This is a genomic window from Sinorhizobium medicae (assembly GCF_007827695.1).
Classification (GTDB): Bacteria; Pseudomonadota; Alphaproteobacteria; order Rhizobiales; family Rhizobiaceae; genus Sinorhizobium; species Sinorhizobium medicae.
In genome coordinates, this window is sequence record NZ_VITA01000001.1 from 273749 (window position 1) to 299703 (window position 25955).

Sequence of the window (25955 nt, forward strand, 5' to 3'; positions counted from 1 at the left end):
ATGAAGATCGCGACCTTCAACATCAACGGTGTGAACAAGCGACTCGACCACCTCCTGTCCTGGCTAGCGGCGGCTGGGCCGGACGTGGTCTGTCTGCAGGAGCTCAAGGCGACGGACGGACAGTTCCCCGAAGCCGCGATCGAGGCGGCCGGTTACGGTGCCGTCTGGCTGGGCCAGGCAGCCTGGAACGGCGTTGCCATTCTTGCCCGCGGCTGCGAACCGGTCCTCACGCGAACAGGCTTGCCCGGCGATCCGTCCGATACGCAGAGCCGCTACATCGAGGCCGCGGTGAACGGTATCCTGATCGGCTCGCTCTATGCGCCCAACGGCAATCCGCAGCCCGGCCCGAAATTCGACTATAAGCTCGCCTGGCACCAACGCCTCAATCTGCACGCTGCCGCGCTTCTCGAAGCGGGCGTTCCGGTGTTACTCGCGGGCGACTACAATGTCGTCCCGGAACCGCGGGACATCTATCCGACCCGCTCCTACGACGGCAACGCTCTCGTGCAGCAGGAAAGCCGCGCAGCGTTCAAGAGCCTTGTCGAACAGGGCTGGCTCGACGCACTTCGTAAGGTCCACCCGCAGGCGCAGCTTTTCACCTTCTGGGATTATCGCCGGAACCGCTGGCAGCGCGACGCCGGCCTTCGCCTCGACCACATCCTCCTGAGCGGAAAGCTCAAGCGCCGGCTGACCGGCGCCGGAATCGATCGCGAAATCCGCGGGCTTGAAGGGGCCAGCGACCATGCGCCGGTCTGGATCACATTGCGCGAGTAGGGCGGAGTCAGAAAAGTGTGGTCGCCCGGCGTCGCCGGACCACCCACGCGCATCGCCTCCTGGTCGAAGCAGGCGGAGCAGATTGCTGTGGCGAGGCGAGCCTTGCACAGCTACGGCAAAGGCCGGCACCAATGCTTCGAAACCACGCCCCGCGGCCGAGAGACCGTTGTTCTCGTCTAACTGGCCCCGTGAGCCTCTGCATTCGCTGACCCCGACTGGCGAGCCATTTCGGCAAGCTTGACCTGCACCAGCAGCGACAGCTCGTCGTAGACATTCCATTCGTCGACAATCTTTCCGTCCTTGTAGTGGTAATGGGTCATGCCCATGACCTGCAATCGGGCGCCGGTCGGCTCGCCGAGGTCCTGCAATATACCGTAGCCGAGGTGATGGCCTTCCATCAGCCAGCGTACAGCGACTTTGACGCCGCCTTCCTCGCAAGGGTTCGAGCAGATGTGCTGCGCAGAATAGGCGGCATCGGGGATCGAGCCGATGAGGCCAAGGTGTTGATGGGTGACGGCCGCCACGCCGTAAAGCTCCTTCATCAGCGGGCCGTGATACTGGCAGGTGGGAGCGTAGACATCCTTGATCCTGCCGAACATGCGCCCGTTGAACACTTCGTGCAGCCAACGCAACGTATGGGCCTCGATATCGTTATGCGCGATCGAGACGTCCGCTTCCGCCTCCGGCGGATATTGGCCGAGCAGGCGGCGGTTCTCGCCGATATCAAGCGAGAAAAGTCCTTTGTCGAATGAAGACCTGGCAAGCTTTCCGGCGAAGGCGTGCGGATCGAGGCCGAGCTGCTTGATGATGGCCATCGTATCGGCCACCACCCATTCACGGTAAATCTTGTTGCGGTGGATCATGCAGTCCGCGATCGTACGCGCCACGAAAGTGCGGCCGGTCGGCGGACCGAAATGGCCATATTGCGTGTGCCGGCCGGACCCGGTGACGAGATGGGAGGTGTAGAAGCCTTCGACATCGTTGCCGCTCCAGAGCACCTGGGTCGCCATGCCGCGCCGCTCCGGCAGCGAGACCAGCCGCTGGATCGTGTCGCGCACCACATCCTCGCGATTATAGATGGTGCCGAGCGTGCCATAGAGGACGCAGTTGTGGGTATAGTGCGTATAGATCAGCCCGATGTCACGCTCGTCCCAGATGCGATGTGTGCAGCGGACGATATAATCGACAATGTCGGTGTAGATCTCGTCGAAGCCATCGAGCGACTGGCTGCGGGGCCGGTCTACGGGAGCAAGCTCGGTATAGTCCCGGCGTTCGACCTGCAAAACCTGTTCCGCCGGATCCTTACGCTGGTTCTGCGCCACCGCCTTTACTGCCTTGGTAGTGTCGTCGCTCATGAAATGTCCTTCCGTTGGATTCTATGGGTTACGATAAGGGGCCGGAACCGGCCTCAAGCCAGCGCTTCATGACGAGGGCCACGGCATCGGGGTTTTCAAGCGGTGCGAAATGGCCTGCTTCTGCGATGAGATGGAGCTCCGCGCCGGGAATTCCGGCGGCGAGTTCCTGTTGCGCATCGAGCGGGCACACTTCCTCATGCGCTCCTGCAAGGACCAGCGTCGGTTGCCTGATCTCGGCAAGACGCCGCCGGCTGTCGGCGCGGCTGATGGCGACTTCCGCGTGCTCGGCAAGCCGGTCAGGCCCGCAATCGCGCGCCATGGCGACGATCGTGTCGCGCAGGCTTCCGTCATGGACATTGGTCGGGGCAACGAGTCGCGGCCAGTTATCAAGGATAAATCCGTCCATTCCCTTCTCCCGCGCATCCGCAACCGCCTTGCGCCGGACTGCGGCATTTTCTGCCGGATCGGGGCGCGCGGTCGTATCGATCAGAGCGAGCTTTCCGATCCGCTCCGGCCGCTGCGCCACCATTTCAAGCGCGCAAATGCCGCCAAGCGAAAAGCCGGCGAGCAGAAAATAGGGCGGTGCAGCCGCAAGGATATCTCCGGCGAGCGCCGCCATTGTCCGAGCGCCGCCCATGTCTCCGATCAGGACCGGATAATCGCCGAGCCTGTCGATCAGGGGCGCAAAGACTCGCTGGTCGCACGCGGTGCCTGGCAGAAGCAGGAGCGGCGGTCGCGGTTCGTCGTTCGGGGAAGCGGTCATCGTCAACTCGCTCGGAGGGGTTCGCGCACAGCCACGCCACGCCACTCTCTCGGATGCGGCAAAAGCAGACCGTGACGCCTGCTGAAAGAAAGACTGGCAGATTTTGAATACGTATGCAATTAAATTTGTGTCCTGTTATTCGGAAGGTGCCGGTTGGGTTCTCCCGTCGCTCGCCGCACGCCGGAATGGAAGCGGCGGCTTGGACGCGGCAAAGTCGCTCGCCTGCTCATAAGCGTGACCTATCTGGCAGAGGGTCGCCTCGTCTCCTGCCCTGCCGGCAAGCTGAATGGCGAGCGGCAATCCGTTGGCGAAACCGCAGGGAACCGACAGCGCCGGGTGGCCCGTGACATTGAAGGCGATGGTGCGCATCGGTGTCCATCGCGCTGCTTCTCCGGCAAAATCGGCAAAGGGTATCGCCGGCGTCAAAGTCGTCGCCGTCAGGATCGCGTCGAAGCGCGCGAAGACGGTGCGGTCGATCCGGTCCCGCAGACGCGCCGCCGCGTGCCGGGCGCGGACGAGGTCTTCCGGCGTCAGACACAGCCCGGAAAGGATGTTCTGGAAGACTTTGCGGCTGTAGCCGTCACCCGAGGCAGCCAATTGCCGCCGGTGCGCCTCGAAGGCTTCGGCATGGATGATGACGGCTCCTACGGACTCGAAATCCGCGGCGGCCGGAAGCGCCACTTCCTCTATCCTGGCACCGAGCAGCGACAGCTGCGATGCGGCCCCGTCGACGGCATCGAGAAGCGCTGGCAGCGTCTCCGGATCGTCGGCAAACCATTTACGGGCATAGCCGATGCGCAGTCCGGTCAAAGCCCCGCCAAGGCGTGAGGCGGCGGCCTCCGCATCTGTCGCTTCAGCGTCTGCGATAGCGTCGAAAGTGATCGCCGCTTCGGCAACCGAGGCACTGATGAGACCCACATGATCTAGGCTTGGCGACAGGACAAAGACCCCACGTGTCGGGATGCGGCCATAGGTCGGCTTGAAGCCGACGACCCCGCAATAGGCGGCAGGGCTTCGCACCGATCCGCCGGTATCAGAGGCGACCGACGTGCGAACAAGGCCGCCGGCGACGGCCGCTGCCGAGCCGGAGGACGAGCCGCCGGTGAAGCGACGAACATCCCAGGGATTGGCGGCCGGTGGAAAGGACCGGTCGAAGACTGGACCGACCATCGCGAACTCGTAGGTTTCCAGCTTGCCTATCAGAACGGCGCCGGCGGCTCTCAACCTGCGCACGACCTCCGCGTCCTCGGTCGGGAGATAGCCGGCATAGACGTCCGAACCATAGGTGGTGGGCATGCCGGCCGTATCGAAGAGATCCTTGACCGCGACAGGTATTCCGTGCAGCGGACCACGGTCTTCGCCGCAGCCAAGCGCCTCGTCCGCGCGTGCCGCTTCGGCCAGCGCGCTTTCAGCGGCAACATGCAGGAAGGCGTGATAGGCGCCGTTCCGTTCCGCGATACGGTCCAGATGGGCCACTGTTAGCGCCACGGAAGTCAATCTGCCATCCCGTAGCCGCTCGGCAGCTTCCAAAATCGGCAGGTCGGCCGGATTCTCGATCATCTGCGATCAGACTCCGGCAAGGCTTCGTCGTCGGCCGCGATGCGGTCCAGGCGTTGCACCGCATCATGAAGATGCTCGGCACCGGCCCGAACGAATGCCTCACGCTCTACGGCGATGGAAATGCCAAGGGCGCGAGCCCGTTCTCGGATTGTGGCAAGGCTTGGTGGCGTGGGATGGGGCATGGAGCGCTCCAGTCAGGTCCGGGCGGCCTCGAAGCGGGCCCAGGCTTCCTCAAATTTTGCGAGATCGAAGCCTTGCTGTCGAGCTGGCTCAAGGATCAGCCGCTCGGTGGCACGCAGCTTCTCGATCGCGGCTGCAAGGACGGGAATGATGTCCGGGGGCACCACGACAGCGCCATGCCGGTCCGCATGGACGAGGTCACCCGGCGCAACCGTCAGGCCGAACACGGAGACGGGAACGCCGATCGCCTCCACATGCACGAAAGCATGGCTCGGGCCGACTGATCCTGCGATCATCGGGAAGTCTTCGGGCACATCACCGAGGTCGCGCATGACGCCATTGGTCAGCACACCGCAAAGGCCCAATCCGCGATGGACGGTCGCGTTGATCTCGCCCCAGAAGGCGCCGACGCAATGGGGATAATCCATGTCCTCGACGACCGCGACGGAAGGCGGATCGCCGCTCGCCATGTGGCGGTAATAATCCATTCGCCGCGCCTTGATGACCGCTGGTCCTTCGGTCGAGGGAGCGGCGGCGGCGATCTTCGCAGTACGGGCATAGCCAACGACCGGACGGGCTGTTGGTGCCGAGCTGACGACCGTGCCGCGGGTAAAACCGTCGAAGCCGCGCTTTCCCTGCGCCACCTCGATCGCGTTGCAGACGGTAGGCGTGTCGACCATGCGCATCAGGGACAGGAGTTCGTCGTCCAAATCTTTTCCTCCGGTAATCCGTTTCGGGCCGAAACCTCAGGGGTGGTGAAGGGCGGCCCTCCGCCGCCCTTCACCAGAGCAATTCCAGGAAAAGTGCGTAACGGTTTTCCGTCCGGAATTGCGGCAAAATAAAGGGTTGGAGAGTTTCCGCGATTCGGAGAAAAGCGGAAATGCTCTAGATCAGCCGCGCCAGGTCCGGCCGGCCTTTTCGCCGGTGGCAACCACGCGATAGAGGCTCGCCTCTCCCGTCATTGCCGGCACGAGGCTGTGCTGCAGTCCCGGCGGAACGGCACAGGTATCGCCCGGCGCCAGCACGGATGCGCCGCCGTCCCAGGCAAGCTCCCAGTGGCCGCGCATGACCATCAGCACCTCATGGCGCTCGTTCACATAGGCCGCCTCCGGGATCGATCCGCGCGTGAGCAGTTCAACCTCGAAACCCGGCTTGTCACGGAGCAGCGCTTTTTCGCCGATCACCTTGGCTGGTGCTTTCTGTGCAAGCGCCATAAGGTCCCAGTAACGGGCAACATAGTCGCGAACCACCTCCTGAACCGGCGTCTCCGGGAAGGCCTTCAGCTCTTCCTCCGTCAGAAGCGGCATCGGTTTGATGCCATCGGGCAGTGACTGGCCCTTTTTGGTGTCGTAGAGCTTGCCGTTTTCACCGAGCACCAGGCCATGATCCCTGGCATCCTCGATCACCTGCGGCGCCCAGATCACGCCGCCGCCGGCGTCGTCGCCGCCGAGTATGGCCATGATCATCCCGTAGTCCGTACCGATATTCTCGAAGCCACGGAAGATGCCGGTCGGAATATTGAAGATGTCGCCCTCCTCGAGCACCACCTCGCCCGCATTGCCCCAGCGGCCCCAGAAGAAGCGCCACCGGCCCCTGAGCACGAAGAAGACTTCAGCCGTGCGATGCGAATGCAGCGAGTTGCGGCACTTCGGCGGCTGACCGGCCGCCCCTATGTTGAAGCCTGGCGTGTCCTTGATATGGACGTGCTGATCGGCGCTTTCCGAAACGCCGCCGCCGATAATCGTGAAGTTCTCTTTCTGGTTCGAGCCTGGCGTATGGGCGTCGATGAATGCGGTGCGGCACGGTTTCAGCTCGCCGTAGCGCACGATGCGCTTTTCCATTTCCGTCTGGGAGATCTGCATTTTTCAGCCTTTCATACGTATGCAAAACAGGTTGCGGTCATGGCTCCGCCCATCGGGCGGCGTCGTTAGCGGGTCTCTTCTGTCAGAGCTTTCGCGCGGGTCGAGCCGCGCAGGACGAGAGCGCCGTCGAGGGTGATGCGGCGCGCTGCCCCTTCGCCCTCCTTGATGCTGTGCATGAGCGTGGCCACCGTTTCGGCGACCATGTCGTCAACGTTCTGGCGGATCGTCGTCAGGTTGTAGGCCGGCCAGCGTGCCGGCGGCACATCGTCGAAGCCGGCAACCGAAACGTCGTCGGGAATGCGGAGCCCCAGTTCGAAGCGCAGCACGTCCATCACCGCGAAGGCCATGTGGTCGTTGCAGACGAAGACGGCGTCGGGGTGCTCCGGGCCGGCAAACATGCGCCGTGCCGCGGCCTGCGCGTCCTCATATCGGAAGTTGCCGACCTCGCGCGCAGAAAGCGGGAGGCCTGCCGCCTCCAGCCCCTCGCGAAATCCCCGTTCCCGGTCGCGCTGAGTCGAGGCGCCTTCGAAACCGGCGATGTAGCCGCAGCGCCTGTGGCCTAGCGAAACGAACAGCTCCGCCAACTGGCGGCCGCCGGCACGGTTGTCCGAGGTGACGGCGGAGAGCCGCTCGTCGTCCTGAAGGCGGTTGAACAGCACGATCGGCACGCCTGAGGCGTGGCATCGCGCCGCCAGTTCGGAGGACATGTTCGCCGAAGCGAGCACGATGCCGTCCACCTGATAGTCCAGGATCTCCTGGGTGATCTGGTCCACGTTTTCCGATGCGATCGAGGAGATGAAGACCAGCACATGGTAGCCCTGGTCCTGCAGCGCTTTCGACAGACGCTCCACCACTTCCGGATAGAAGTAGTTTTCCAGATAAGCCACGACGAGGCCGATGATGCGGCTGCGCCCGGTGATCAGCGAGCGCGCAAGCACGTTAGGACGGTAGCCAAGCTCTTCAGCGGCCGCCCTGATCTTCTCCGCCGTCTTTTTGGAAACGGACGTTCCCGGCGTGAAATAGCGCGATACGGCCGATTGGCTAACGCCCGCCAAGCGTGCAACATCGTTCGACGTGACCTTATCGTTTGCCATCAGTCTGCTGTCCAACCCCCATCGACCATCAGCGCGGTTCCCGTCACCATCGCCGAGGCATCGCTCGCAAGATAGGTGACGGCACCCATAATGTCTTCCACGCGACCGAGACGCCCGAGCTTGATTTTCTCCGTTATCCATTGGACCCGTTCAGGCTTCGAGAATGTCTGCTTGGTCAACGGCGTGCGGATGAATGTCGGGCAGATGGTATTCACCCGAATGGCCGCCGGTCCCCACTCGATCGCCATCGACTTGGTAAAGCCCTCGACGGCATGTTTGGTAGCGCTGTAGACGACCCGGTCGATGCCGCCGACATGCGCCATCTGCGAGGAGATGTTGATGAGCGAACCCGGTTGACCGGCTGCAATGAGCCCTTTGGCAACGGCCCTCGTCAGGAAATAGGCGCCGCGTACATTGAGCCCGAAAACAGCGTCGAAGTCCTCCGGAGCCGTATCCGCCGCCGGTCCGTGACGGGCGATGCCCGCGCTGTTGACCAAAACCTGGAACGGCCGCTCCGCCGCGACGGCAGCCTCGGTCGCCTCGAGGTCGGCGACATCGAGCACCAGGGCTTCGGCCGAAAGACCTTCCCTACGGATCGCCTCGACCGCTTCGTCAAGCTTCTCCGGCGAGCGCGCCGCCAGAACCACATGGGCGCCCGCTTCCGCCAGCGCGACCGCGCAACCGAGACCGATGCCGGACGAGGCTCCAGCGACCAGGGCGCGCCTGCCGTCGAGACGGAAAGAGGGTGTGCGCGGCAGCTTCATGACGGACGGCTCCCCTGCTTCACCGCCAGAACCGGCGCGCTGACGCATGCGCGTAGCGCCACGCGGCAGCCGATATGAAGAAACCCGTCCAAATTTGCCTCCTGAAAATCCGGCGGCCTACGCCGCGCCGCCATAGCCGATATTGCGTCCGCCGTATCGGCGAACCCGGACATTGGCCTGCTCCGCATGGCCTATAAAGCCCTCCAGCAGGCACAGGCGCGAGCAATAGGCGCCGATTTCCGCAGCCGCCTCGTCTGTCAGCACCTTCTGGTAGGAATGCGTCTTCATGAACTTGCCGACCCAGAGGCCACCCGTATAGCGCCCCGCCTTCCTGGTCGGCAGGGTGTGGTTGGTTCCGATGACCTTGTCGCCATTGGCGACATTGGTGCGTGGCCCAAGGAAAAGCGCACCGTAGGAATGCATGTTCTCCAAGAACCAATCATCGCGATCGGTCATGACCTGCACGTGCTCGGAGGCGATTTCATTGGCGACGTCGAGCATTTCCTCATAGGTGTCGCAGACGATCACTTCGCCGTAGTCGCGCCATGAGGCACTGGCGGTGTCCGCCGTCGGCAGGATCGAAAGAAGCCGGCCGATTTCCGCAAGCGTCTCATCGGCAAGCCTGCGTGAATTGGTCACAAGCACCGCCGGAGAATTGTAACCATGCTCGGCCTGACCGAGGAGATCGGTTGCGCATATCTCCGCATCCACCGTCTCGTCGGCAATCACCATCGTCTCGGTCGGACCGGCGAAGAGATCTATTCCGACGCGGCCGTACAACTGCCGTTTGGCTTCGGCAACGAAGGCATTTCCCGGACCCACCAGCATGTCGACGGGCTTGATCGTCTCGGTTCCGAGCGCCATCGCGCCGACCGCCTGCATGCCGCCGAGCACGTAGATTTCGTGGGCACCGGCTTTGTGCATCGCCGCCACGATCGCCGGATGCGGCGCACCCTTCTGGGGAGGAGCGGAGGCAACGATGCGCGGCACGCCGGCAACCGCGGCCGTCAGGACCGACATATGGGCGGAGGCCACCATCGGGAACTTGCCCCCGGGCACGTAACACCCGACCGACTGTACGGGAATGTTGCGATGACCGAGGATTACCCCCGGAATCGTCTCGATCTCGATATCCGTCATCGAGGCGCGTTGCGCCTCGGCGAAGCGGCGGATCTGCGTCTGGGCGAAGTCGATATCGGTCATGTCGCGCGTTGAGACCCTGGACATGGCCGCCTCGATCTCCGATGGGCTGAGCCGGAAAGACGGCGGCGAAAACCTGTCGAACTTCTCAGAAAGTTCTCGAACCGCCTGGTCGCCGCGCGTCTCGATGTCCTTAAGCGTCGACTCGACGATCCCGCGGACCTTCGCATCTTCCTCCGATCGCTGGGCCTCGGGCTTGCCGCGCTTGAGATAGGTCACCGTCATGTTGTTCTTCCCTTGGAACGATCGGGCACGCGAGACCGCATGCCGATCATGGATTTCAGTTGCCGGGGGTTCGTGCGATCCGCACACCCGTCCTGGCGTCGAACAGGTGGCAGATCGAAGCGGGGATCGCCGCATGCACGACGTCGCCGATCTCGGCCCGGTATTCCTTGCCGGATTTGATCGAGACGAGCTGATCGCCCATCCGGAAGCTTGCCATGGTGGCCTCGCCGAGGAGCTCCATAGAATAGATTTCGGCGCCAAGCTCGCCACCTTCAAAGACGAGCGAGGCGTCTTCGGCGCGGAAGCCGAGCGTCACCGGGCCCTTCACATTGATCTGCAGACCGCCGATCGTGATGCCCGGCCCTCGGAAAGTGCCGTTTTCGATGTCGCCGGAGACAAGGTTCATCGCCGGCGAACCTATGAAGGATGCAACAAAGGTATTGGCGGGGTTGTCGTAGATATCCGTCGGCGTACCGACCTGCTGGATAACGCCCTTGTTCATCACTACCACCCGGTCGGCAAGCGTCATCGCTTCGATCTGGTCGTGGGTGACGTAGATCGTCGTAACCTTCAGCGTGTGCTGCAGGTTCTTGATCTGGGCACGCGTCGACACGCGAAGCTTCGCATCGAGATTGGATAGCGGCTCGTCCATCAGGAAGGCTGCCGGCTGGCGCACGATGGCGCGCCCGAGTGCGACACGCTGCCGTTGACCTCCGGAAAGCGCAGCCGGCCGGCGCTCCAGGAAATCCACCAGCTCGACCATGCGGGCGGCCTGCATGACCTTTTCATGGTGCAGTTCCTTCGGCACCTTTCGCACGCGCAGCGGAAAACGGATGTTCTCGTAGACGGTCATGTTCGGATAGAGGCCGTAGCTCTGGAAGACCATCGAGATGTCGCGGTCCTTCGGCTCCAGATTGTTGACCATGCGGTCGCCCAGCCAGATTTCGCCTTCGCTGATATCGTCGAGTCCGGCGATCATGCGCATCGTCGTCGTCTTTCCGCAGCCGGACGGCCCGAGCAGCACCAGGAACTCCCGGTCGGCGATGTCGAGATCGAAATTGTCGACGCCGACGAAATTGTGCCAACGCTTCGACACGTTCTTCAGGCGGATTTCAGCCATTGCGATTATCCCTTGACTGCGCCCGCGGTGAGCCCGCTGACGATCTGACGTTGGAAGAACATGACCAGCACGAAGAGCGGTGCGGTCGCGGAGACGACGGCTGCGACGGCGAACATGACATTGCCTTCCTGCTGGATCGTCCCGAGGAAGCTCGCGATCTTCGGCACCATGGTCTGGTTCGGCTGCGACAGGAGCATCGCAGTCACGGCGAAGTCGTTATAGGCGAGCAGGAAGGAGAACAGGCCCGTCGTGATCACGCCCGGCCACATGACCGGAATCACGACCAGGCGGAATGCCTGGAACCGCGAGCACCCGTCGACCATTGCGCTTTCGTCGAGATCCTTGGGGATCGACAGGAAGAAGGAATGCAGCATCCACAGGGTGAAGGGCTGGTTGATCGCCACAAGCACGATGATGGCGGTCGGCAGGTGGCCCCAGATGTTCATCTCGAAAAAAGGCAGCAGATAGCCCGAGACCAGGGTGATGTGCGGCATGGCACGGAACACCAGAGCGAGCATCAGGAGCCAGAAGGTATAGCGATATCCGGAGCGCGCCAGCGCATAGCCGCCGAGCGTGCCGAATGTGAGCGAGACGACAACCACCGATAAGGTGACGATGACGGTGTTGACGACCGAGGAGAAGAAGTCGCGCAGCACCCAGGCGCCGTAATAGCCGTCGCCGGTGAAGGCGGAGCCTGTCTGGGCGATCGTGCGGGAACCCTCGATGGCGAACCACCAGCTGTCGCGGGAGAAAAAGTCCTGCTCGACTTTGAACGATCCCCAGACCGTCCAGATAAACGGAAAGGCCGCCATCAGCACCCAGAGCAGCACGAAGGTGGTGGAGAGGACTGTGAGCGGCAGGGGACGTCTGCGTTTGTTGACGATCATCGCGGCGCCCTCATCGACGGTTGAATTCACGCCAGGTGCGCACGAGCACCGGCGATAGCAGGATAACGACCCCGACGATGGTCAGCATCGAAGTGGCAGCGGCCGAGCCGAAGAGCTGATCGACCTGGCCGCGCAGATCGTTGAAGATCGACCAGGAAAGCGAGGTCGCATTCGCCTCGGCACTGAACCCGACGATCGGCTCGAAGACACGGAAATTATCCATCAGTTGCACCAGGGCGACGAATGTGGCGAGCGGCATCAGATGCGGGATCACGACGAAGCGGATGCGCTCCCACCGGTTGGCGCCGTCGATCATCGCGGATTCGAGCGTATCGTGCGGCACGGTTTGCAGGCCGGCATAAAAGACGACGAAAGAGAACGGCGCATTGTGCCAGACGCCATAGACGAGCAGCGTCACCCAGGTCAGAACCGCCGATGATTTCAGCGATAAGGTCGAATCGTTCAGGAGCGATTGCAGGGTCGCGCCGAGGATGCCCTGCGGCGACGACATCCAGTAGATGATCAGCGCGCCAACCAGCGGTGTCACAATCATGGGAAGAAGCGAGAAGAAGATGACGGGGCCTTTGTAAAAGGGCGGAATGGCGTTCACCCCAAGGGCGATGCAGAAGCCGAGCAGCATGGCGAGCGGCGTGACGACGAAGGTGTAGGTCAGGGTGAAGGCGAGCGCCCTGTAGAACGGCAGATTGTAGATGCGCGAAGCGACATCCGCGAAACCGGCATTATCCGTCAGGATCGCGTTCATTTCGGCGGTGGCCAGATGGTTGCGATCGAGATAGGTGCCGAAGCCGTTGAAACGGCCGAGCGGCTCCGCATCGCGCAATTTCTCGGTCGCCTCCGCATCCACGCGCGTTTCCGTGGTGCAGCCTGCGAAGGGCGCGCAGGTCTCGACTTCCGTTACGACACGCTCGTGCTCGACATAGAGCGACTGCACCGCGACGGAAACGATCGGCAAGGCGATGAAGAGCAGCATCGCCAGCAGCGACGGCATGATAAAGGCAAAGAAAGCCCTGTGAGGCATGCGCCCTCTCCTTGCTCATTTTGCAGGTTAAATTTCATCCCGCCGGAGCGGGACATCTCGACAGGTCGAGGGGAGCGCCGGCCAAGCGGCGCGCACCTGCATCCAGGCTCATTTCAGGAATCCGCCCTCTTTCGCTGCCGCGCTGTAGGATGCCTCGACATCTTTCAGCGCCTCCTCTGCACTTTCACGCCCCTGCATGTACTCCGCCAGTTCGGAGCCGAGAGCCGAGTGCAGCAGGCCCATATAAGGCAGCATCGGATAGGGCTTCGCGCCGCCATTCGCCGTCGCGAGAACCCCGACCGCGTTGGGTCCAGGCTGGTACCCCTTGGTCAGCCAGGTCGCAAGAGCCGGATGTTTCTGGCCAACTTCCGGCCGGATGCCATGGACCATGGCGCGGAAAGATGCCTCCGCATCTTCGTCGGAAATGTTCTTGGCGATGGAGAAACCGTCCCACCAGAGGGCCGCTGCAGGGATCGAGCCGCCCCCAACGGTCGGCGCTGCGCCGAGAACCGTGTTGTCGGCGATCTCGGCCGGCGTTTTGACCGGATCGATCACGCCGCCCGCAAGCGAGCCCCACGCATTGATGATCGCCGTCTTGCCGGCCGCATAGCCCTTGACGATCTCGTCGGCATTGTAGGTCATGTAGTCGGGGTTCATGTACTCGGTCATCGCCTTCATCGTCTTCAGAGTGGCGAGACCCTTCTCGTTGTTGATGGCGGGGGCTGCCGAACCGGCCGCGAAGAGCTCTCCGCCATAGCCGAGATACATGTTGACGAATTCGGCCGCGAGATCCCAGCCGGCCTTGTTGGAGGCGGCGAGCGGATACTGCATCAGCCCCTTCTCCTTGATCGCCTTGGCCGCTGCGAGCACGTCCTCATAGGACTTCGGCTGTTGAAGCCCGGCCTTTTCGAGGATGTCCTTGCGGAAGAATAGATGCTGCGAGTTGCCCATGAAGGCGATCGCCATAACCTTGCCGTCGAGTTTGATGAGCTGGGTCGGCTGGAGATCCTGGCCGTACTTGGCAACGAGATCGTCAAGGGGGCGCAGCAGACCTTCGTTCAGCAGCGGAACGATCGAATTGTTGGCAATCACCGCGACAGTATATTGGGCCGGATTGATCTTGAGCGCCGGCACTTGCAGGTTCTTGTGCTCGCTCGTTTGGTTCTTGCTGACCTTGACCGTCGCCGAGGCGCATTTCTCGGCTTCCGACACCACGAGACGCAGGGCTTCGAAATCGTTCGAGAGGATGCGCACCGTGCCCTTTTCTATGCCGCACTCGGCCCGTGCGGCCTGAACCGCTACGAGGCCCGACAGCATGATGGTAGCGGCCGATGCGAAGAATGCCGTTTTCTTCATGTTCCCACCTGTTTGTTGGCGGCGTCCCTCTTCGGTGACACTGCGTTTGCTCCCGCGCCTTGTGGCGGCGTCAACAGTCATCATAGCCATTATGCATACGTATGCAAGAATTTTTGCAGGCGTATGCAAAATTGTCCCCGCACTCGATGCCGATGACCCCGGCCGCAACAAAAAACGAAAAACGGCAGGCGACTTCAATGCCCCCGTCATAATGCTGGGCGACCGCTACGCTGATTTCCTAGGGGGAACGCGTAAAACCGCGGCGCTCGTTAGGGCGCCTGCGCAATCCTTGTTTAAAAGTGTCCGTTGCCAAGCGCACCAAGGCGGCGTCCGTTTCAGTGACTGCAGTCGGAGAGAAAGCGCCTCGCGATCTCGAAAACCATATCCGGGAGGACCTCGAAGGCGTAAGGCGCGTATACTAGCTCGAACTTCTGATGGAACTCCCTCCCCCAGGGACCGAGGTTAACCGTGGGAAAGCGCAGCGCATTCTCGCCCGGCCGATCGACGAGCCTCGAGATTGGGGTATTGTCCGAAACGATGTGGCTATCGCCTGCCGCAAGCCCGAGAAAACTCATATCCGAGATTCCGTAGAAATGCGGCTTCCAGACGAGGCTTCGTGCGGGATCGTTGCCGAGACTGGCACGCGCCTTCTCGACCGCCTGATGAAGGGACCGGTCGTTTCCTTCGCTCAGGCGCAGATGGCTAGGCGGGTAGTGCAGGCCGGCAAATCCGATGACGATGGCGGGACCGGAGAGGCGCGCGATGCCGACGAGCCACTCCGTCAGTTGCCGCGTGGCGACGAGCGGGTTGTCGCTCTGAGAGAATACGCTTTCCTTCTCGGCATAGAACGCGTCGAAGCCGTCTCCGAAAACCCGTGCAGCCGCCGCCCGCAATTCCCCGAACGACATCAGGTGCGGCGTGGCCGGCATCACGCCCGCCCGTCTGCCGACGAGCCTGCCGTATTCGGCAGATTGTGCCGCAAACTTCTCGATGGCTTCGTTCGCGCCGGTCAGCACTTCCTCTCGGAAGCGCGCAAAGAGTGCGTCCGCCGTCATCGCATGGTAGAGCCAGTTGAAAGCTATCCAGAAACGCTCCGGCGTCGTCACCTCGTAACCGTCGCGCAAATCCTTCGCCTCCAGGCAGATCGGCGGCGGCGAAATGTCGTTGTCGTCGCGATCCGCCAGGGAAGCGTTCCCTTCCAGACGCTCCAGGATGCCGGCTGCCATGGCCTGTGCGCTTACCCCTTCGAAGGGATAGCTCGCATGGGAACTGCAGCCGATCACCAGCGCAAAGGGCAGAAGCTTGCCGATCGTGCCGGCGTAAACGGCCCGGCCTTCGCTCCCGTCGCCCTGATCCGAGGTCACATCGAGGTTGATGCCCCCGGCGATCTCGATATCGAAATCCCCGACCAGACCGGGCAATGCATTTCGAAACGATCGCATACCCCGGCTTTCGCGTTCCTCGTCGGGGGTGGCGACGAGCATGAGATTGCCCTGCCGGCCCGTGTCGGCCGCGAATTGTTCAAGGGACAGGCGATGGCCACCGCGAGCCCGCTCTTCATGTCCAGCAGACCGCGGCCGGGGAGAAAGTCGCCGCTCGCCAGATCCTGCAGGGCCCGCTCTTCCTGCTCGGACCGGTCGTCGCGTGCCGACAGGCTTTCGATGAGCGCATCCTTGAGCGCCAGGCTGTCGCAGGCGAGGGCCTTAAGCTCGTGATAATTGTCGGTCGAAACCGTGTCGAAGTGGCCGGCCATGACCAGCGTTCGCTTACCCGTGCCGCGAACGAGCGCAACGACATTGCGGGTCAGCGGCTCACCGTGACTTGCAATGAGGTGCAGGTCTTCCGGATGCTCCCGAAAATAGGGAAGCTCGCGGAGAAGAGCATGAAGGCGATCCGCGAAGGATGCTTCGCCCGGCGTGCCGGTTTCGCTCGGCCAAGACGTGATGCGCAGGCCGATTTGCCGCACCTGCTCGCCGTCGATCCGGCTTTCCGCGCGAGAGGCAGTCTTTTCCTGTGCATTCTTCATCGTGACTCTCCGTCTTCAGTTCGACAGGTCCCTCTCGAAGGAACGCACGCGCGCGTTCTTTACCACCGGCGCGGCACGTCATTGCATATGAACTGATCGAACTGATCTCGACGATACGGGTAACTGACCGTGTCCCGAAAAGCGAGACGTTATGATGCTCGGAACCGCTCAAACGGTGGGTGTTATGACGCAACGGATCGGCCGCCGTGCCGACGCCGCCATCCGCTACACGTGCTTTCGCAATCGCGAGAGGCCTATCTTGACCCCGACCAGCAGGGGAGCGGCAATGACGAAGAGAAGCGCCACCGCGTTGAATGCGGTGTCGAAGGCAATGACGGTGGACTGACCTGCCGCGGCCCGGCCGAGAAGGCTTGCCGCCCCGCGGCTCGCGGCAGCCGCGTCCATCCCTTTCGCCGTCAACATGGCAGCACTCGTTGCCAGTCGCTCGGCGACCGAGGGGGCTCCTGCGGTGACGTTGGCGCCAAGGACCGCAAGATTATGCGCGACGTTGTGATCGATCAGTGTCTGGAGTGCGGCGACCCCTACGAGCCCGCCAAGCTGGCGGCCCGTATTGAAGAGACCGATACCGGCGGCGAGATTCCGGCTTTTGAGATCGCTGAAGGCGATCAGGGTGATCGACAGGAACAGGAAGCCGAGCCCGGCACCGCGCAAAAGAATTGCTGCCATCATGTCGTCCGCGCCGCTTTGGATGGTCGATCCGGAAAGCATCCACATCGCCCCCATGATCATCAGAATGCCGAAAGGCACGGTGGCGACGGGGGGAACACGGCGGGCCTGCATGAGAAAGGCGGCGATGAGAAGCGCGCCGATGAAGAGCGCGCCGCTCGGCAGCAGGAGTTGCCCGGCGTCTGTCGGCGTGAACGCAAGCACGGACACGGCAAAGGACGGGATCAGGAACGCACTCCCGAACAATGCGGCGCCGGCAACGAAACTGACGATGAAGGCGAAGCAGAAATCCTCGGTTCCGAACAGCGTGAAGTCGAACAGGCCCTGGCCCTTGGCGAGCATCTGCTGGCCGAAAAAAGCCAGAATCGCAGCCGTGCCGATCACGGACAGCCACAGGATACGCGGTTCCTCGAACCAGTCCCACCGGCTGCCCTGGCTAAAGACGTAGGTAAAGCAGGACAGCGCAATGGAGATCAGGGAGAAACCGATCCAGTCAAATGGCCGCGGCACGTTTCGTGCAGGCATCGGCCGGTCCGCGATCAGCAGAAGCCCGGCAGCCGCCAGCGCCAACGGAACGACGCTGAAGAAGATCCATGTCCATGACCGGCTATCGAGCAACCACCCCTGAAGGGCAGGAGCGATCGTCGCAGGTGCGACGACGGACCCCATCGCGAAGAGGGCCTGAAGGATCGGCTGGCGCGATCGCGCAAAAGCCAGAAAGATGACCGCCTGCCCGCCGACCAGCAGGATGCCGCCGGAAAAGCCCTGTATCATTCGAAGCGCGACGAGAAGGTCCAATCGAGCCGTCATGGCGGCAATGCCGCACGCCATGCCCATGGCGAGGGTCGAGCTGACGATCACGTTGCGCGGATCGAAACGGCTCATCAGCCAGGAAGCCGCCATGAACCCCATAAGCTTGAAAGTGGTGTAACCGACATCCAGCCAGGCGAACTCGTCGGGCGTTGCATAGGTGTCGCCAATGATATCGCCGCGCCCGAGCGAAAGGACCGTACTGGCGATCGCCTCGGTCAGCGTCGCAAGCACGATACCGGCGACGAGAAGGCCTCCTGCCATGGATATCTCGCGGCTCGGTGTGGCACTGGCGATGGTCATGAACCGCTCTCCAGATCGATCTCGACCCGCGCCGACAGGCCGGGCACGAGGCGGCCGGGCAGCGGACTGCCGGCAAACCGGATCTTCACGGGCACGCGCTGGACGACGCGAACGAAGTTGCCCGTTGCGTTGTCTGCGGGCAGCAGGCTGAAGGCAGTGCCGCTGCCTGGCGCAAAACTGTCGACCACGCCTTCGAGCACCGCGTTCGGATAACCGTCGATGGTGATGCTGGCGCGCTGACCGGGCCGGAGGTGTTCGAGCTGAGTTTCCTTGAAGTTCGCGACGATCCAGACATTGTCGAGGGGAACGACATCCAGCAGCGGAGCGCCCGACGCAACAAGCCGGCCGACGCGGACCTGGCGGTTGCCTATGACGCCGCCGACGGGCGCGCGCACCACGGTGCTCTCTAAATCGATTTCGGCGAGGGCGCGCGCGGCCTGTGCCTGCGCCACCGCAGCGACGGCGGCTTCCCGCTGCGCCGCGAGCACGGCAATGCGCTGCTGCTGAGCCTCTACCGTGGCGGAAGCCGCCAACACGTTCGCCTCGGCTCTCGACCTGGCAGCATCGCTTTCGTCGACATGCGCCTGGCTTACGGTGTTGCTCCGGATGAGTTCGCGGCGGCGATCATATGCCTTGCTCGCGAGATTCAGCTCCGCAATGGCCGAACGTCGCTGCGCTTCGGCCTGGCGGATCAGGGCATGCTGAAGCTCCTTCTCCGCATCGACATTGGTCAGCCGCGCCTGCGCGGCTTCGACATTGGCCACGGCCTGCGCCAGCCTTGCGCGGTAGTCGCGATCGTCGATGCGGAACAGGATGTCGCCTGCCCGGACTGCTTGGTTGTCCTCGACCCCCACCGCCGTGACATAGCCCGCGACCTTTGGGGCAAGCGCGGTGACGTCGCCGCGGACATAGGCATTGTCGGTCGACATCGCACCGTTCTCGCAGGTCCACGACCATCCGGTTGCCACGACGACGACCGACCCGAGGCACAGCACCAGGCCAATCATCTTTCTCCTGACGGATCGCGACGTGGCGACACCATTCGCTGAACTTGCGTCGGTGATGATGGCGATCTTGTCCTCGAGCGAGTCCATCTTTTCAAATCCCGTTGGTGCCGGTTGCCGCAGCCCTGCCGCAGGGGCTGCGAAAGGGCTGCAGCGTTGATAACCTCCTAACCGTTCACTCCTTGATGGGCGTGGTCAGTTCCTTTTCCTCGGTGTCGAGGACGAACACGGCCAGCAGCCGCGCGGGTTCCGTGTCGCTGGCGTTCACGCTTACTTCATGTCGGGAGCCTGGATCCTCGTAGAAGTTTTCGCCGACCTGATAGACCTTTTCCGGCGAGCCGTTGACGCTGCTGCGGATCGCGCCCTCGAGCACAGTGGCATAGATGAAGGCGGACTTGGGGTGCGTGTGGGCGGGTGACCCGCCGCCCGGTTCGTATTCGACAAGAACGCCCCTCATGCTCTTGCCGGGCACGTTCGGAAGGACGTGGTCGAAGACGACCGTAACCTTGCCGGCGGGCCTGTCGCCGGCCGAAGCTGTAGTGAACGAGAGCGCTGCAAGAGCAACGGCCGAGAGGAATCGACTGTACATTTCAGTTCTCCTTGAGAGTGCTTGTGGCGCGGGCGCGGCCTGTGCCGGGCCGGCCTGTTTCGATGCTTCCTGCGAGCCTCAGCCGGCGGCTTGCCGGCCGAGCCAATCCTCGAACCGGATCGCACCGATGCGCGGGTTATCCCCGGGGGTCAGCGATTGATCGTCGAGAACGGCGCCGAAGTAGCGCGCATGGACATCGGGCAGGACCTTGCGCTGGTCCTCGGTCGCCCGCAGGAAGCGTCTGACCAGTTCATCGAGCGGTATCGCCTCGGGACCGGCGATTTCGATCGTGCCGTTGACCGGCAGTGCGACCGCGACATCGGCGAGCGCTTCCGCCACGTCGTCTGAGGCGATCGGCTGGATCAGCGCAGGCGACAGGCGAATCTCCTGGCCGGCGGTGGCCGATTGCGCGATGCCGCCGACAAATTCGAAGAACTGCGTGGCACGCAGGATGGTGTATGGGATACCGGATGCCTTTATGAGGTTTTCCTGCGCGACCTTCGCGCGGAAATAGCCGTTGTCTGGAAGCCGCTCGCTACCGACGATCGACAGGGCTATGTGATGGCGGACGCCGGCGGCAGCTTCCGCCGCCAGCAGGTTCCGGCCCGAGGTTTCGAAGAAGTCGAGGACGGCCTTATCCTCCCATACCGGCGCGTTGGCAACATCGACGACGACATCCGCGCCGTTCAGCGCTTCCGCCAATCCCTCGCGAGTGATGGTGTTCACGCCTGTATTGGGGGCGGCTGCAAGCACGTCATGGCCGCGCTCGCGAAGGTTGCCTACAAGCTTCGATCCGATGAGGCCGGTGCCTCCGATGACGACGATCTTCATACTGTCTCTCCGCTTCTTATCAACCGCAACCATTGCCGTCGATCTGTAGGCAGAGTGCCGGCACACCTCAGGGAAGTCCCTGTGACGCGCTTGAATTACTCTTCAAGGAAGCTTGGTTTTTCGTCCAAGGGCCGGTTGTTCGGTCGACATATCGTGCTGTAGTGAATGAAACATGAGACCGTGCAGCGGTGAGTGGGTCGTGAGATCGCCCGGATAGGAAATAGTTTAAGCGGTACAGCCAATTTCGGGCTGCCGTATTATAAATGTCAGATCTATTCGCCGGCTGCCCGCGCGGGCGGGGCCGACCGGCCGAGGGATACCACCGTGCAATTCATGTTTGCAGACTATGTACTTGACCGGGAGCGCCGGGAACTGACCCTACGTGGGCAGGTCGTGTCCGTCGGACCGCAGGTCTTCGACCTGTTGCTCCATCTGGTCGGCACGCGCGACCGCGTCGTCAGCAAGGACGAGTTGCTGCAGGCGGTGTGGGGCGGGCGGATCGTCTCGGAATCAACGATCACAAGCCACATCAACGCGGTGCGTAAAGCAATCGGCGACACCGGCGGAGAACAGCGCCTGGTCCGGACGGTCGCCCGCAAGGGCTTCCGTTTCGTCGGCGACATCAGGATCGCCGACAGCGCAGAAGCGCGGCAGCCCGGCGGGCCAGGCAGCGCCGGGCATACATCCTTAGGATCGAAGGAGCCGCCGCCCGCGCTCGCCCTTCCGGACAAACCCTCCATCACCGTCCTGCCATTCCAGAACCTCAGCGGCGATGCGGATCAGGATTATTTTGCCGATGGGGTGGTGGAGGATATCATCACCGCCCTCTCGCGCATCCGCTGGCTGTTCGTCATCGCGCGCAATTCCAGCTTCACCTACAAAGGGCGCGAGGTGGACTTGAAGGAAGTCGGCCAGGAGCTCGGCGTTCGCTACGTACTGGAAGGCAGCGTCCGCAAGGCCGGGAACAGAGTGCGCATCACCGGACAGCTCATCGACGCAACGGCCGGAACGCATCTGTGGGCGGAGCGCTTCGAGGGCACGCTCGACGATATTTTCGAATTGCAGGACAGAGTTGCCGAGAGCGTCGTCGGCGCGATCGCACCGCAGCTCGAGCGGGCGGAAATCGAGCGTGCCAAGCGGAAGCCGACCGGGAGCCTGGACGCCTACGACTATTACTTGCGCGGCATGGCACACCTGCATAACGGAACCCGCGAAGCAATCGAAGCAGCGCTGCCCTTGTTCTACAAGGCGATCGAGCTCGATCCCGATTTTGCGTCCGCCTATGCCGGGGCGGCCTGGTGCTATTTCTGGCGCAAGTTGAACGGCTGGATGATCCACCGTGCTCAAGAGATAGCCGAGGGCGCGCGCCTGGCGCGGCTGGCAGTGGAACTCGGTCGTGATGATGCCGTGGCGCTGACGAGGAGCGGGCACGCACTCGGCCATCTCGTCGGCGACCTGGACGGCGGAATTGCGCTTATCGACAGGGCACGGCTGCTGAACCCGAACCTCGCTCCGGCATGGTTTCTTGGCGGCTTCCTGCGCGTTTTCCGAGGCGAACCGGAGAGCGCGATCGAACATATCGAGCGCGCCGCCCGCCTAAGCCCGCTGGACCAGGAAATGTTCCGGATGCAGGCCGGAACCGCGCTCGCGCATTTCTTCGCCGGCCGCTTCGATCTCGCCTCCGCCTGGGCAGAAAGAGCGCTGGGGAACCTTCCCAGCCTGCTGGTTGCGGTCGCGCTGGTGGCTGCGAGCCATGCGCTGGCGGGGCGCAATGAGGAGGCACGTCTGGCGATGCGGCGCCTGCGCGCGCTCGATCCCTCCTTGCGTGTATCCAATCTCCGGGACTGGCTGCCGATCCAGCGCCAAGAAGATTTCGCGCGGTTCGCAGACGGATTGCGGCTTGCCGGGATGCCGGAGTGATCTTCGCGATCGATATCCCGCTCTTGTCTCAGCCCGTATGCTTGCAGAGACGGGCGACGGCCTCGGCAAGAAAGGCCGCATCGACCGGTTTTGGAATGACCTCCCGATCACTCAGGTCCGGCGGCAGCTTCTGGTCGGAGTAGCCGCTGAGGAACGCGAAGGGCACACCTTTGGCTTTCAGATGTTCCGCCAGCGGCAGGCTCGTTTCCTTCCAAAGCTGAATATCGAGAAGGGCAAGATCGATTTCCTGATTTTCCATCGCCTGAAGCGCCTGCTTCACCGATGGGACGGGGCCAACCACCACATAACCTGCTTCGCGGAGGCTCGCCGCGTGATCTTCCGCTATGAGCCATTCATCTTCCACAATGAGGATGCGAGCGCGCACTTCCATTTAGCTCACCTACCTTTCGAACGGAAAAGCTATGCGCACGAACAGACCTTCCGGACGGAAGAACGTTTCCACCTCGCCATCGAGCCTGTAGCCTATTTCTCCTTTGAGCAGAGACAGGCCGAAGCCCTCCCGCTCCGGTTCACTCACCGGCGGACCGTCACTTTCCTGCCAGGTGAGTCGGAAGACGCCATTCGCCGATTGCCAGCCAACCAGTACCTTCCCCTCGGATTTGCTCAGGGCTCCGTATTTAGACGCATTGGTCGCCAGTTCGTGTATGACCATGCCTATAGAAAGCCCCTGTTGAGGTTCGAGGTGGATGTCAGGCCCGTTCACTTCGAAGCGACCTGTGCCGAAGGCTTCGATTTCCTGCCTGATGAGGTGATCGACGGGAGCAGCGGTCCAGTGCGTCTCGGTCAACAGTCCATAAGCCCGCCCCATCGCCTGCAGACGGCCGATCAGCGCCTGATTGAACTCGTTCGGTGACCGGGCGGTCTGCATGCTATGATTGGCGATGCTGATCACCACTGCAAGCATGTTCTTGACCCGGTGATTGAGTTCCGAGACCAGCATCTGCTGGTGCGCCTCGGCCTCGGCCATCTTCGTCACATCGACAAGCGTGACCACGACACCATCGACGCGTGCTGCGTCGTCGCGATAGGGGATCAGGCGTACAAGAAAGTGCTTTCCGTTCTGATCGCGGGCAAGATGGTGTTCCACGGCTTCTCCGGTCTTGAAGACCGAAGCGATCTGTTCCTTGAGTTCCGGATAGTCGAGCTTGCTTGAAAGCTCGGTAAGGGGCCGCCCCACGTCGGACGGCCGGATGTTGAAGAACGAAGAGGCAGCCGGTGTGAAATTGCGGATAACGAGGTTGCGGTCGAGAAACACCGTTGCGATCTGCATGCTCTCGAACAGGTTCTTCAGGTCGCTGTTCGCACGGTCCAGTTCCTCGACCTTTGCGGTCAGTTCCGCATTGATCGTGCTCAGTTCCTCGTTGAGCGACTGCATTTCCTCCTTGGAGGCTTCCAGCTCCTCATTGGTTGACTGCGCCTCCTCGTTGACGGAAACAAGCTCTTCGTGAGAGGACTTGAGCTCTTCAAGAGCCGTCTCGTATTCTTCGATGGTGGATTGCAGTCGCTCGCGCGTCTCGCGAAGCTCACTCTCCAGGATAGCCGCCGTATCCGCGTCATATCCGGAATGCTCGGCCTCCGCCCGGCTTTGTAGAGGCCCGATGGGATCGAACACGACCAGATAAAGAGGCTCGCCACCGGCGCCGTCCGCCAATGGCTCGACGGTTAGATTAACCCGTTGCACCCGATCGTCGTCGTCTTCCAGCAGAGCATTTTCGCGTACCACAACTTTTCGTGCCGAGGCGGCCTCGCGCAGCGCCGCCCGCAAGTCGAGCCGCAGGCCCCGTCTTGCAGTCGTAAGAATCTGCCGGCTCGGGGCGCCCTGGGGAACTTCGAGGTATTTTCCGGTGCGAGCGGAGTAGTAGACCGCCTCGCCGTCGGCGTTGACGACGACATGCGCGGGGGCAAAGCGCTCGAGAACATGCGCTTCGACCACCTGCCGCAGCGGATAGGTGCCGATCCTGAGACCGTGGATACGGCCATCGGCAGTGTTCACCGTTTTGGGAGGACCAACGAGGGCTGGAACACGGGGCACTGCATCATGCCCCCGCGCCTGGAAAATGCGATTCTTCTTGTCAATGGTCGAGAAATGCTCCCCGTGCTGACCGATACTCTCGGACGTCCCGAGAAAAAGATAGCCACCCGGCTTCAGCGCATAATGGAATGTGGAGATGACGCGTTTCTGCGTCTCTTGATCCAGATAGATCAGCAGATTGCGGCAGGATACCAGATCCATGCGCGAGAACGGCGGATCGCGCGTAACGCTATGCGGGGAGAAGATGCAGAGCTCGCGCACATCACTGCTGATCACGAAGCTGGCGCCGTCGCAATTGAAGTGTCTTGCTATGCGCTCAGGTGACAGGCCTTGCAGCAGCGCTTCAGGGTAACGGCCGGCCCGGGCGACACCGAGAGCGGATTCATCAATGTCTGTGGCGAAAATCTGAACCCGCGGCATGTCCGCCAGCTTCTCCATGCGTTCGCGCATGAGGATGCCAAGGGAATAGACTTCTTCCCCCGTCGCGCAGCCTGGAACCCATACACGCACGGGCTCGCCCGCTTTTCGGCCTTCGAACAGGCGCGGTATCACCAGTTGCTCAAGTGCCTTGAACGCATCCTGGTCGCGGAAGAAATTGGTGACGTTGATCAATAGGTCGCGGAAGAGGTTCGTCACCTCTGAGGGGTCGCGCCTGAGCAGCTTCAAGTAATCCGGCAGCGCTCGAACCTGAAGAATCTGCATGCGTCTTCTTACGCGGCGTAGAAACGTTTTTGATTTATACCCTGAGAAATCATGTCCCGAATGCCTGCGGAGAAGTCCATAGATCTCCGAGCGAGCTTCCCGGGCGTCGGGCGTCTCCTCTGTCGCAACGTCTTGGGCAGCCATGAAACCGTTGGCATAGGCGATAAGCTTCTCGCCCATCTCTTCGGCTGTAACCGCCAGGTCGATCACGCCGCTGGAGATTGCGCTTTGCGGCATGTCCGGGTTACGCGGACCTGACCCGTCGCTCGCCTGCGCGAGTGTCAGCCCTCCATGCTCCTTGATCGCCTTCGCCCCCAGCGTTCCATCGCTGTCGCCGCCGGAAAGAATGATACCGACCGCCTGCTCGCCCTGATCTTCCGCCAGCGTGCTCAGAAAGATATCGATCGGCTTGCGCTCCCGCGTGGCGGCGTCGGGCTTGCGCAGACGCAAGTGCCCGCCTGCGATCGAGAGGATGGCATTCTGCGGCATGACATAGACATGATTTGGCTGGGCCGCCATCCCATCCTCCGCCACCAACACCGGCAAGTCTGTGTAGCGCGCGACCACCTCGTGAAGTTGGCTCTCATGCTCGGGGCTGAGATGCGTCACGATCACGAAGGCCATGTTGGGATTGACCGGAAGACCCTTGAAGAACCCCTGCATTGCAGGAATACCACCGGCCGACGCGCCGATGCCAACAATCGGGAATCTGTTATCTTCGTATGTCATCCGACGCCTCAATTCCCACAATATCAACGAATGACACTGAAGTTTGATCCCGTTCACGGGCGGAGCCCAATACTGTGCCATTTGGGCGTCGAAGATACAGCCCCGTCACGTCAGCTATTTTC

Annotated in this window: 21 protein-coding genes and 1 pseudogene; 2 read left to right on the top strand and 20 right to left on the bottom strand. The window is 62.3% G+C overall.

Translation table 11 applies throughout. The annotated features are described in order from the left end of the window. The gene (locus FB009_RS01490; protein ID WP_018209979.1) at window positions 1-774 is read left to right on the top strand and encodes an exodeoxyribonuclease III; all 774 of its coding nucleotides are present in this window, start codon (window positions 1-3) and stop codon (window positions 772-774) included. Between the two features lie 176 nt (window positions 775-950). On the opposite strand, the gene FB009_RS01495 is transcribed toward FB009_RS01490, so the two are convergent. From FB009_RS01495 to FB009_RS01585, 18 genes and pseudogenes are all read right to left on the bottom strand, one after another. Beyond that, window positions 951-2129 (bottom strand): nuclear transport factor 2 family protein, encoded by a 1179-nt coding sequence (locus tag FB009_RS01495; RefSeq protein ID WP_018209981.1) that lies wholly within the window; start codon window positions 2127-2129, stop codon window positions 951-953. A 28-nt stretch (window positions 2130-2157) separates the two neighbouring features. Continuing rightward, complete coding sequence (locus FB009_RS01500) at window positions 2158-2892, bottom strand: alpha/beta fold hydrolase (protein WP_018209982.1); 735 nt, start codon at window positions 2890-2892, stop codon at window positions 2158-2160. Between the two features lie 135 nt (window positions 2893-3027). After that, window positions 3028-4452 (bottom strand): amidase, encoded by a 1425-nt coding sequence (locus FB009_RS01505; RefSeq protein WP_018209983.1) that lies wholly within the window; start codon window positions 4450-4452, stop codon window positions 3028-3030. Continuing rightward, window positions 4449-4634 (bottom strand): hypothetical protein, encoded by a 186-nt coding sequence (locus tag FB009_RS01510; protein WP_018209984.1) that lies wholly within the window; start codon window positions 4632-4634, stop codon window positions 4449-4451. Before FB009_RS01510 ends, FB009_RS01505 begins: the two co-directional genes overlap by 4 nt. Before the next feature lie 12 nt (window positions 4635-4646). Beyond that, entirely contained in the window at window positions 4647-5342 is a 696-nt protein-coding gene (locus FB009_RS01515) for an RraA family protein (protein ID WP_018209985.1), read from the bottom strand. 180 nt (window positions 5343-5522) lie between these two features. Further along, window positions 5523-6494, bottom strand: coding sequence for a cupin domain-containing protein (locus tag FB009_RS01520; protein ID WP_018209986.1), 972 nt, complete (start codon window positions 6492-6494; stop codon window positions 5523-5525). 65 nt (window positions 6495-6559) lie between these two features. Then, window positions 6560-7588, bottom strand: coding sequence for a LacI family DNA-binding transcriptional regulator (locus tag FB009_RS01525; protein WP_011969920.1), 1029 nt, complete (start codon window positions 7586-7588; stop codon window positions 6560-6562). Continuing rightward, window positions 7588-8352, bottom strand: coding sequence for an SDR family NAD(P)-dependent oxidoreductase (locus tag FB009_RS01530; RefSeq protein ID WP_127580701.1), 765 nt, complete (start codon window positions 8350-8352; stop codon window positions 7588-7590). Before FB009_RS01530 ends, FB009_RS01525 begins: the two co-directional genes overlap by 1 nt. A gap of 117 nt (window positions 8353-8469) precedes the next feature. Next, window positions 8470-9777, bottom strand: a complete 1308-nt coding sequence (gene hisD, locus FB009_RS01540) for a histidinol dehydrogenase (protein ID WP_011969917.1) — start codon at window positions 9775-9777, stop codon at window positions 8470-8472. 55 nt (window positions 9778-9832) lie between these two features. Then, window positions 9833-10897 carry an ABC transporter ATP-binding protein gene (locus FB009_RS01545; protein ID WP_011969916.1) on the bottom strand — a complete coding sequence of 355 codons (1065 nt, stop codon included), beginning with the start codon at window positions 10895-10897 and terminating at the stop codon, window positions 9833-9835. A 5-nt stretch (window positions 10898-10902) separates the two neighbouring features. Further along, the gene (locus FB009_RS01550) at window positions 10903-11784 is read right to left on the bottom strand and encodes a carbohydrate ABC transporter permease (RefSeq protein ID WP_011969915.1); all 882 of its coding nucleotides are present in this window, start codon (window positions 11782-11784) and stop codon (window positions 10903-10905) included. Window positions 11785-11794: 10 nt separating this feature from the next. Continuing rightward, a complete protein-coding gene (locus tag FB009_RS01555) occupies window positions 11795-12823 on the bottom strand; it encodes a carbohydrate ABC transporter permease (RefSeq protein ID WP_011969914.1) in 1029 nt (342 codons plus the stop codon). 108 nt (window positions 12824-12931) lie between these two features. Next, window positions 12932-14179, bottom strand: coding sequence for an ABC transporter substrate-binding protein (locus FB009_RS01560; RefSeq protein WP_011969913.1), 1248 nt, complete (start codon window positions 14177-14179; stop codon window positions 12932-12934). Between the two features lie 335 nt (window positions 14180-14514). Beyond that, a pseudogene (locus FB009_RS01565) lies at window positions 14515-16205 on the bottom strand (M20/M25/M40 family metallo-hydrolase). Between the two features lie 225 nt (window positions 16206-16430). Beyond that, on the bottom strand, window positions 16431-18005 hold the full coding sequence (locus FB009_RS01570; RefSeq protein WP_011969911.1) for an MFS transporter: 1575 nt from the start codon (window positions 18003-18005) through the stop codon (window positions 16431-16433). After that, complete coding sequence (locus FB009_RS01575) at window positions 18002-19099, bottom strand: HlyD family secretion protein (protein WP_011969910.1); 1098 nt, start codon at window positions 19097-19099, stop codon at window positions 18002-18004. Before FB009_RS01575 ends, FB009_RS01570 begins: the two co-directional genes overlap by 4 nt. A gap of 85 nt (window positions 19100-19184) precedes the next feature. Next, window positions 19185-19598, bottom strand: a complete 414-nt coding sequence (locus tag FB009_RS01580; protein ID WP_011969909.1) for a cupin domain-containing protein — start codon at window positions 19596-19598, stop codon at window positions 19185-19187. A 78-nt stretch (window positions 19599-19676) separates the two neighbouring features. After that, window positions 19677-20429 (bottom strand): SDR family oxidoreductase, encoded by a 753-nt coding sequence (locus tag FB009_RS01585; protein ID WP_011969908.1) that lies wholly within the window; start codon window positions 20427-20429, stop codon window positions 19677-19679. A 324-nt stretch (window positions 20430-20753) separates the two neighbouring features. Between FB009_RS01585 and FB009_RS01590 the strand changes: the two genes are divergently transcribed. Beyond that, the gene (locus FB009_RS01590; protein WP_011969907.1) at window positions 20754-22349 is read left to right on the top strand and encodes a winged helix-turn-helix domain-containing tetratricopeptide repeat protein; all 1596 of its coding nucleotides are present in this window, start codon (window positions 20754-20756) and stop codon (window positions 22347-22349) included. 28 nt (window positions 22350-22377) lie between these two features. Here FB009_RS01590 and FB009_RS01595 read toward each other — a convergent pair whose 3' ends face one another. Continuing rightward, window positions 22378-22740: a response regulator gene (locus FB009_RS01595; protein ID WP_018010460.1), complete on the bottom strand. Its 363-nt coding sequence runs from the start codon at window positions 22738-22740 to the stop codon at window positions 22378-22380. 9 nt (window positions 22741-22749) lie between these two features. After that, on the bottom strand, window positions 22750-25833 hold the full coding sequence (locus FB009_RS01600) for a CheR family methyltransferase (protein WP_018209988.1): 3084 nt from the start codon (window positions 25831-25833) through the stop codon (window positions 22750-22752). Window positions 25834-25955 lie beyond the last annotated feature (122 nt).

Excerpts from the sequence above, each read along its gene's own strand:
- FB009_RS01500 (WP_018209982.1), bottom strand. The coding sequence starts at position 2,892 with ATGACCGCTTCCCCGAACGACGAACCGCGACCGCCGCTCCTGCTTCTG.
- FB009_RS01580 (WP_011969909.1), bottom strand. The coding sequence starts at position 19,598 with ATGTACAGTCGATTCCTCTCGGCCGTTGCTCTTGCAGCGCTCTCGTTC.
- FB009_RS01595 (WP_018010460.1), bottom strand. The coding sequence starts at position 22,740 with ATGGAAGTGCGCGCTCGCATCCTCATTGTGGAAGATGAATGGCTCATA.
- FB009_RS01510 (WP_018209984.1), bottom strand. The coding sequence starts at position 4,634 with ATGCCCCATCCCACGCCACCAAGCCTTGCCACAATCCGAGAACGGGCT.
- FB009_RS01530 (WP_127580701.1), bottom strand. The coding sequence starts at position 8,352 with ATGAAGCTGCCGCGCACACCCTCTTTCCGTCTCGACGGCAGGCGCGCC.
- FB009_RS01505 (WP_018209983.1), bottom strand. The coding sequence starts at position 4,452 with ATGATCGAGAATCCGGCCGACCTGCCGATTTTGGAAGCTGCCGAGCGG.
- FB009_RS01545 (WP_011969916.1), bottom strand. The coding sequence starts at position 10,897 with ATGGCTGAAATCCGCCTGAAGAACGTGTCGAAGCGTTGGCACAATTTC.
- FB009_RS01570 (WP_011969911.1), bottom strand. The coding sequence starts at position 18,005 with ATGACCATCGCCAGTGCCACACCGAGCCGCGAGATATCCATGGCAGGA.
- FB009_RS01520 (WP_018209986.1), bottom strand. The coding sequence starts at position 6,494 with ATGCAGATCTCCCAGACGGAAATGGAAAAGCGCATCGTGCGCTACGGC.
- FB009_RS01490 (WP_018209979.1), top strand. The coding sequence starts at position 1 with ATGAAGATCGCGACCTTCAACATCAACGGTGTGAACAAGCGACTCGAC.
- FB009_RS01600 (WP_018209988.1), bottom strand. The coding sequence starts at position 25,833 with ATGACATACGAAGATAACAGATTCCCGATTGTTGGCATCGGCGCGTCG.
- FB009_RS01585 (WP_011969908.1), bottom strand. The coding sequence starts at position 20,429 with ATGAAGATCGTCGTCATCGGAGGCACCGGCCTCATCGGATCGAAGCTT.
- FB009_RS01560 (WP_011969913.1), bottom strand. The coding sequence starts at position 14,179 with ATGAAGAAAACGGCATTCTTCGCATCGGCCGCTACCATCATGCTGTCG.
- hisD (WP_011969917.1), bottom strand. The coding sequence starts at position 9,777 with ATGACGGTGACCTATCTCAAGCGCGGCAAGCCCGAGGCCCAGCGATCG.
- FB009_RS01525 (WP_011969920.1), bottom strand. The coding sequence starts at position 7,588 with ATGGCAAACGATAAGGTCACGTCGAACGATGTTGCACGCTTGGCGGGC.
- FB009_RS01550 (WP_011969915.1), bottom strand. The coding sequence starts at position 11,784 with ATGATCGTCAACAAACGCAGACGTCCCCTGCCGCTCACAGTCCTCTCC.
- FB009_RS01575 (WP_011969910.1), bottom strand. The coding sequence starts at position 19,099 with ATGGACTCGCTCGAGGACAAGATCGCCATCATCACCGACGCAAGTTCA.
- FB009_RS01555 (WP_011969914.1), bottom strand. The coding sequence starts at position 12,823 with ATGCCTCACAGGGCTTTCTTTGCCTTTATCATGCCGTCGCTGCTGGCG.
- FB009_RS01495 (WP_018209981.1), bottom strand. The coding sequence starts at position 2,129 with ATGAGCGACGACACTACCAAGGCAGTAAAGGCGGTGGCGCAGAACCAG.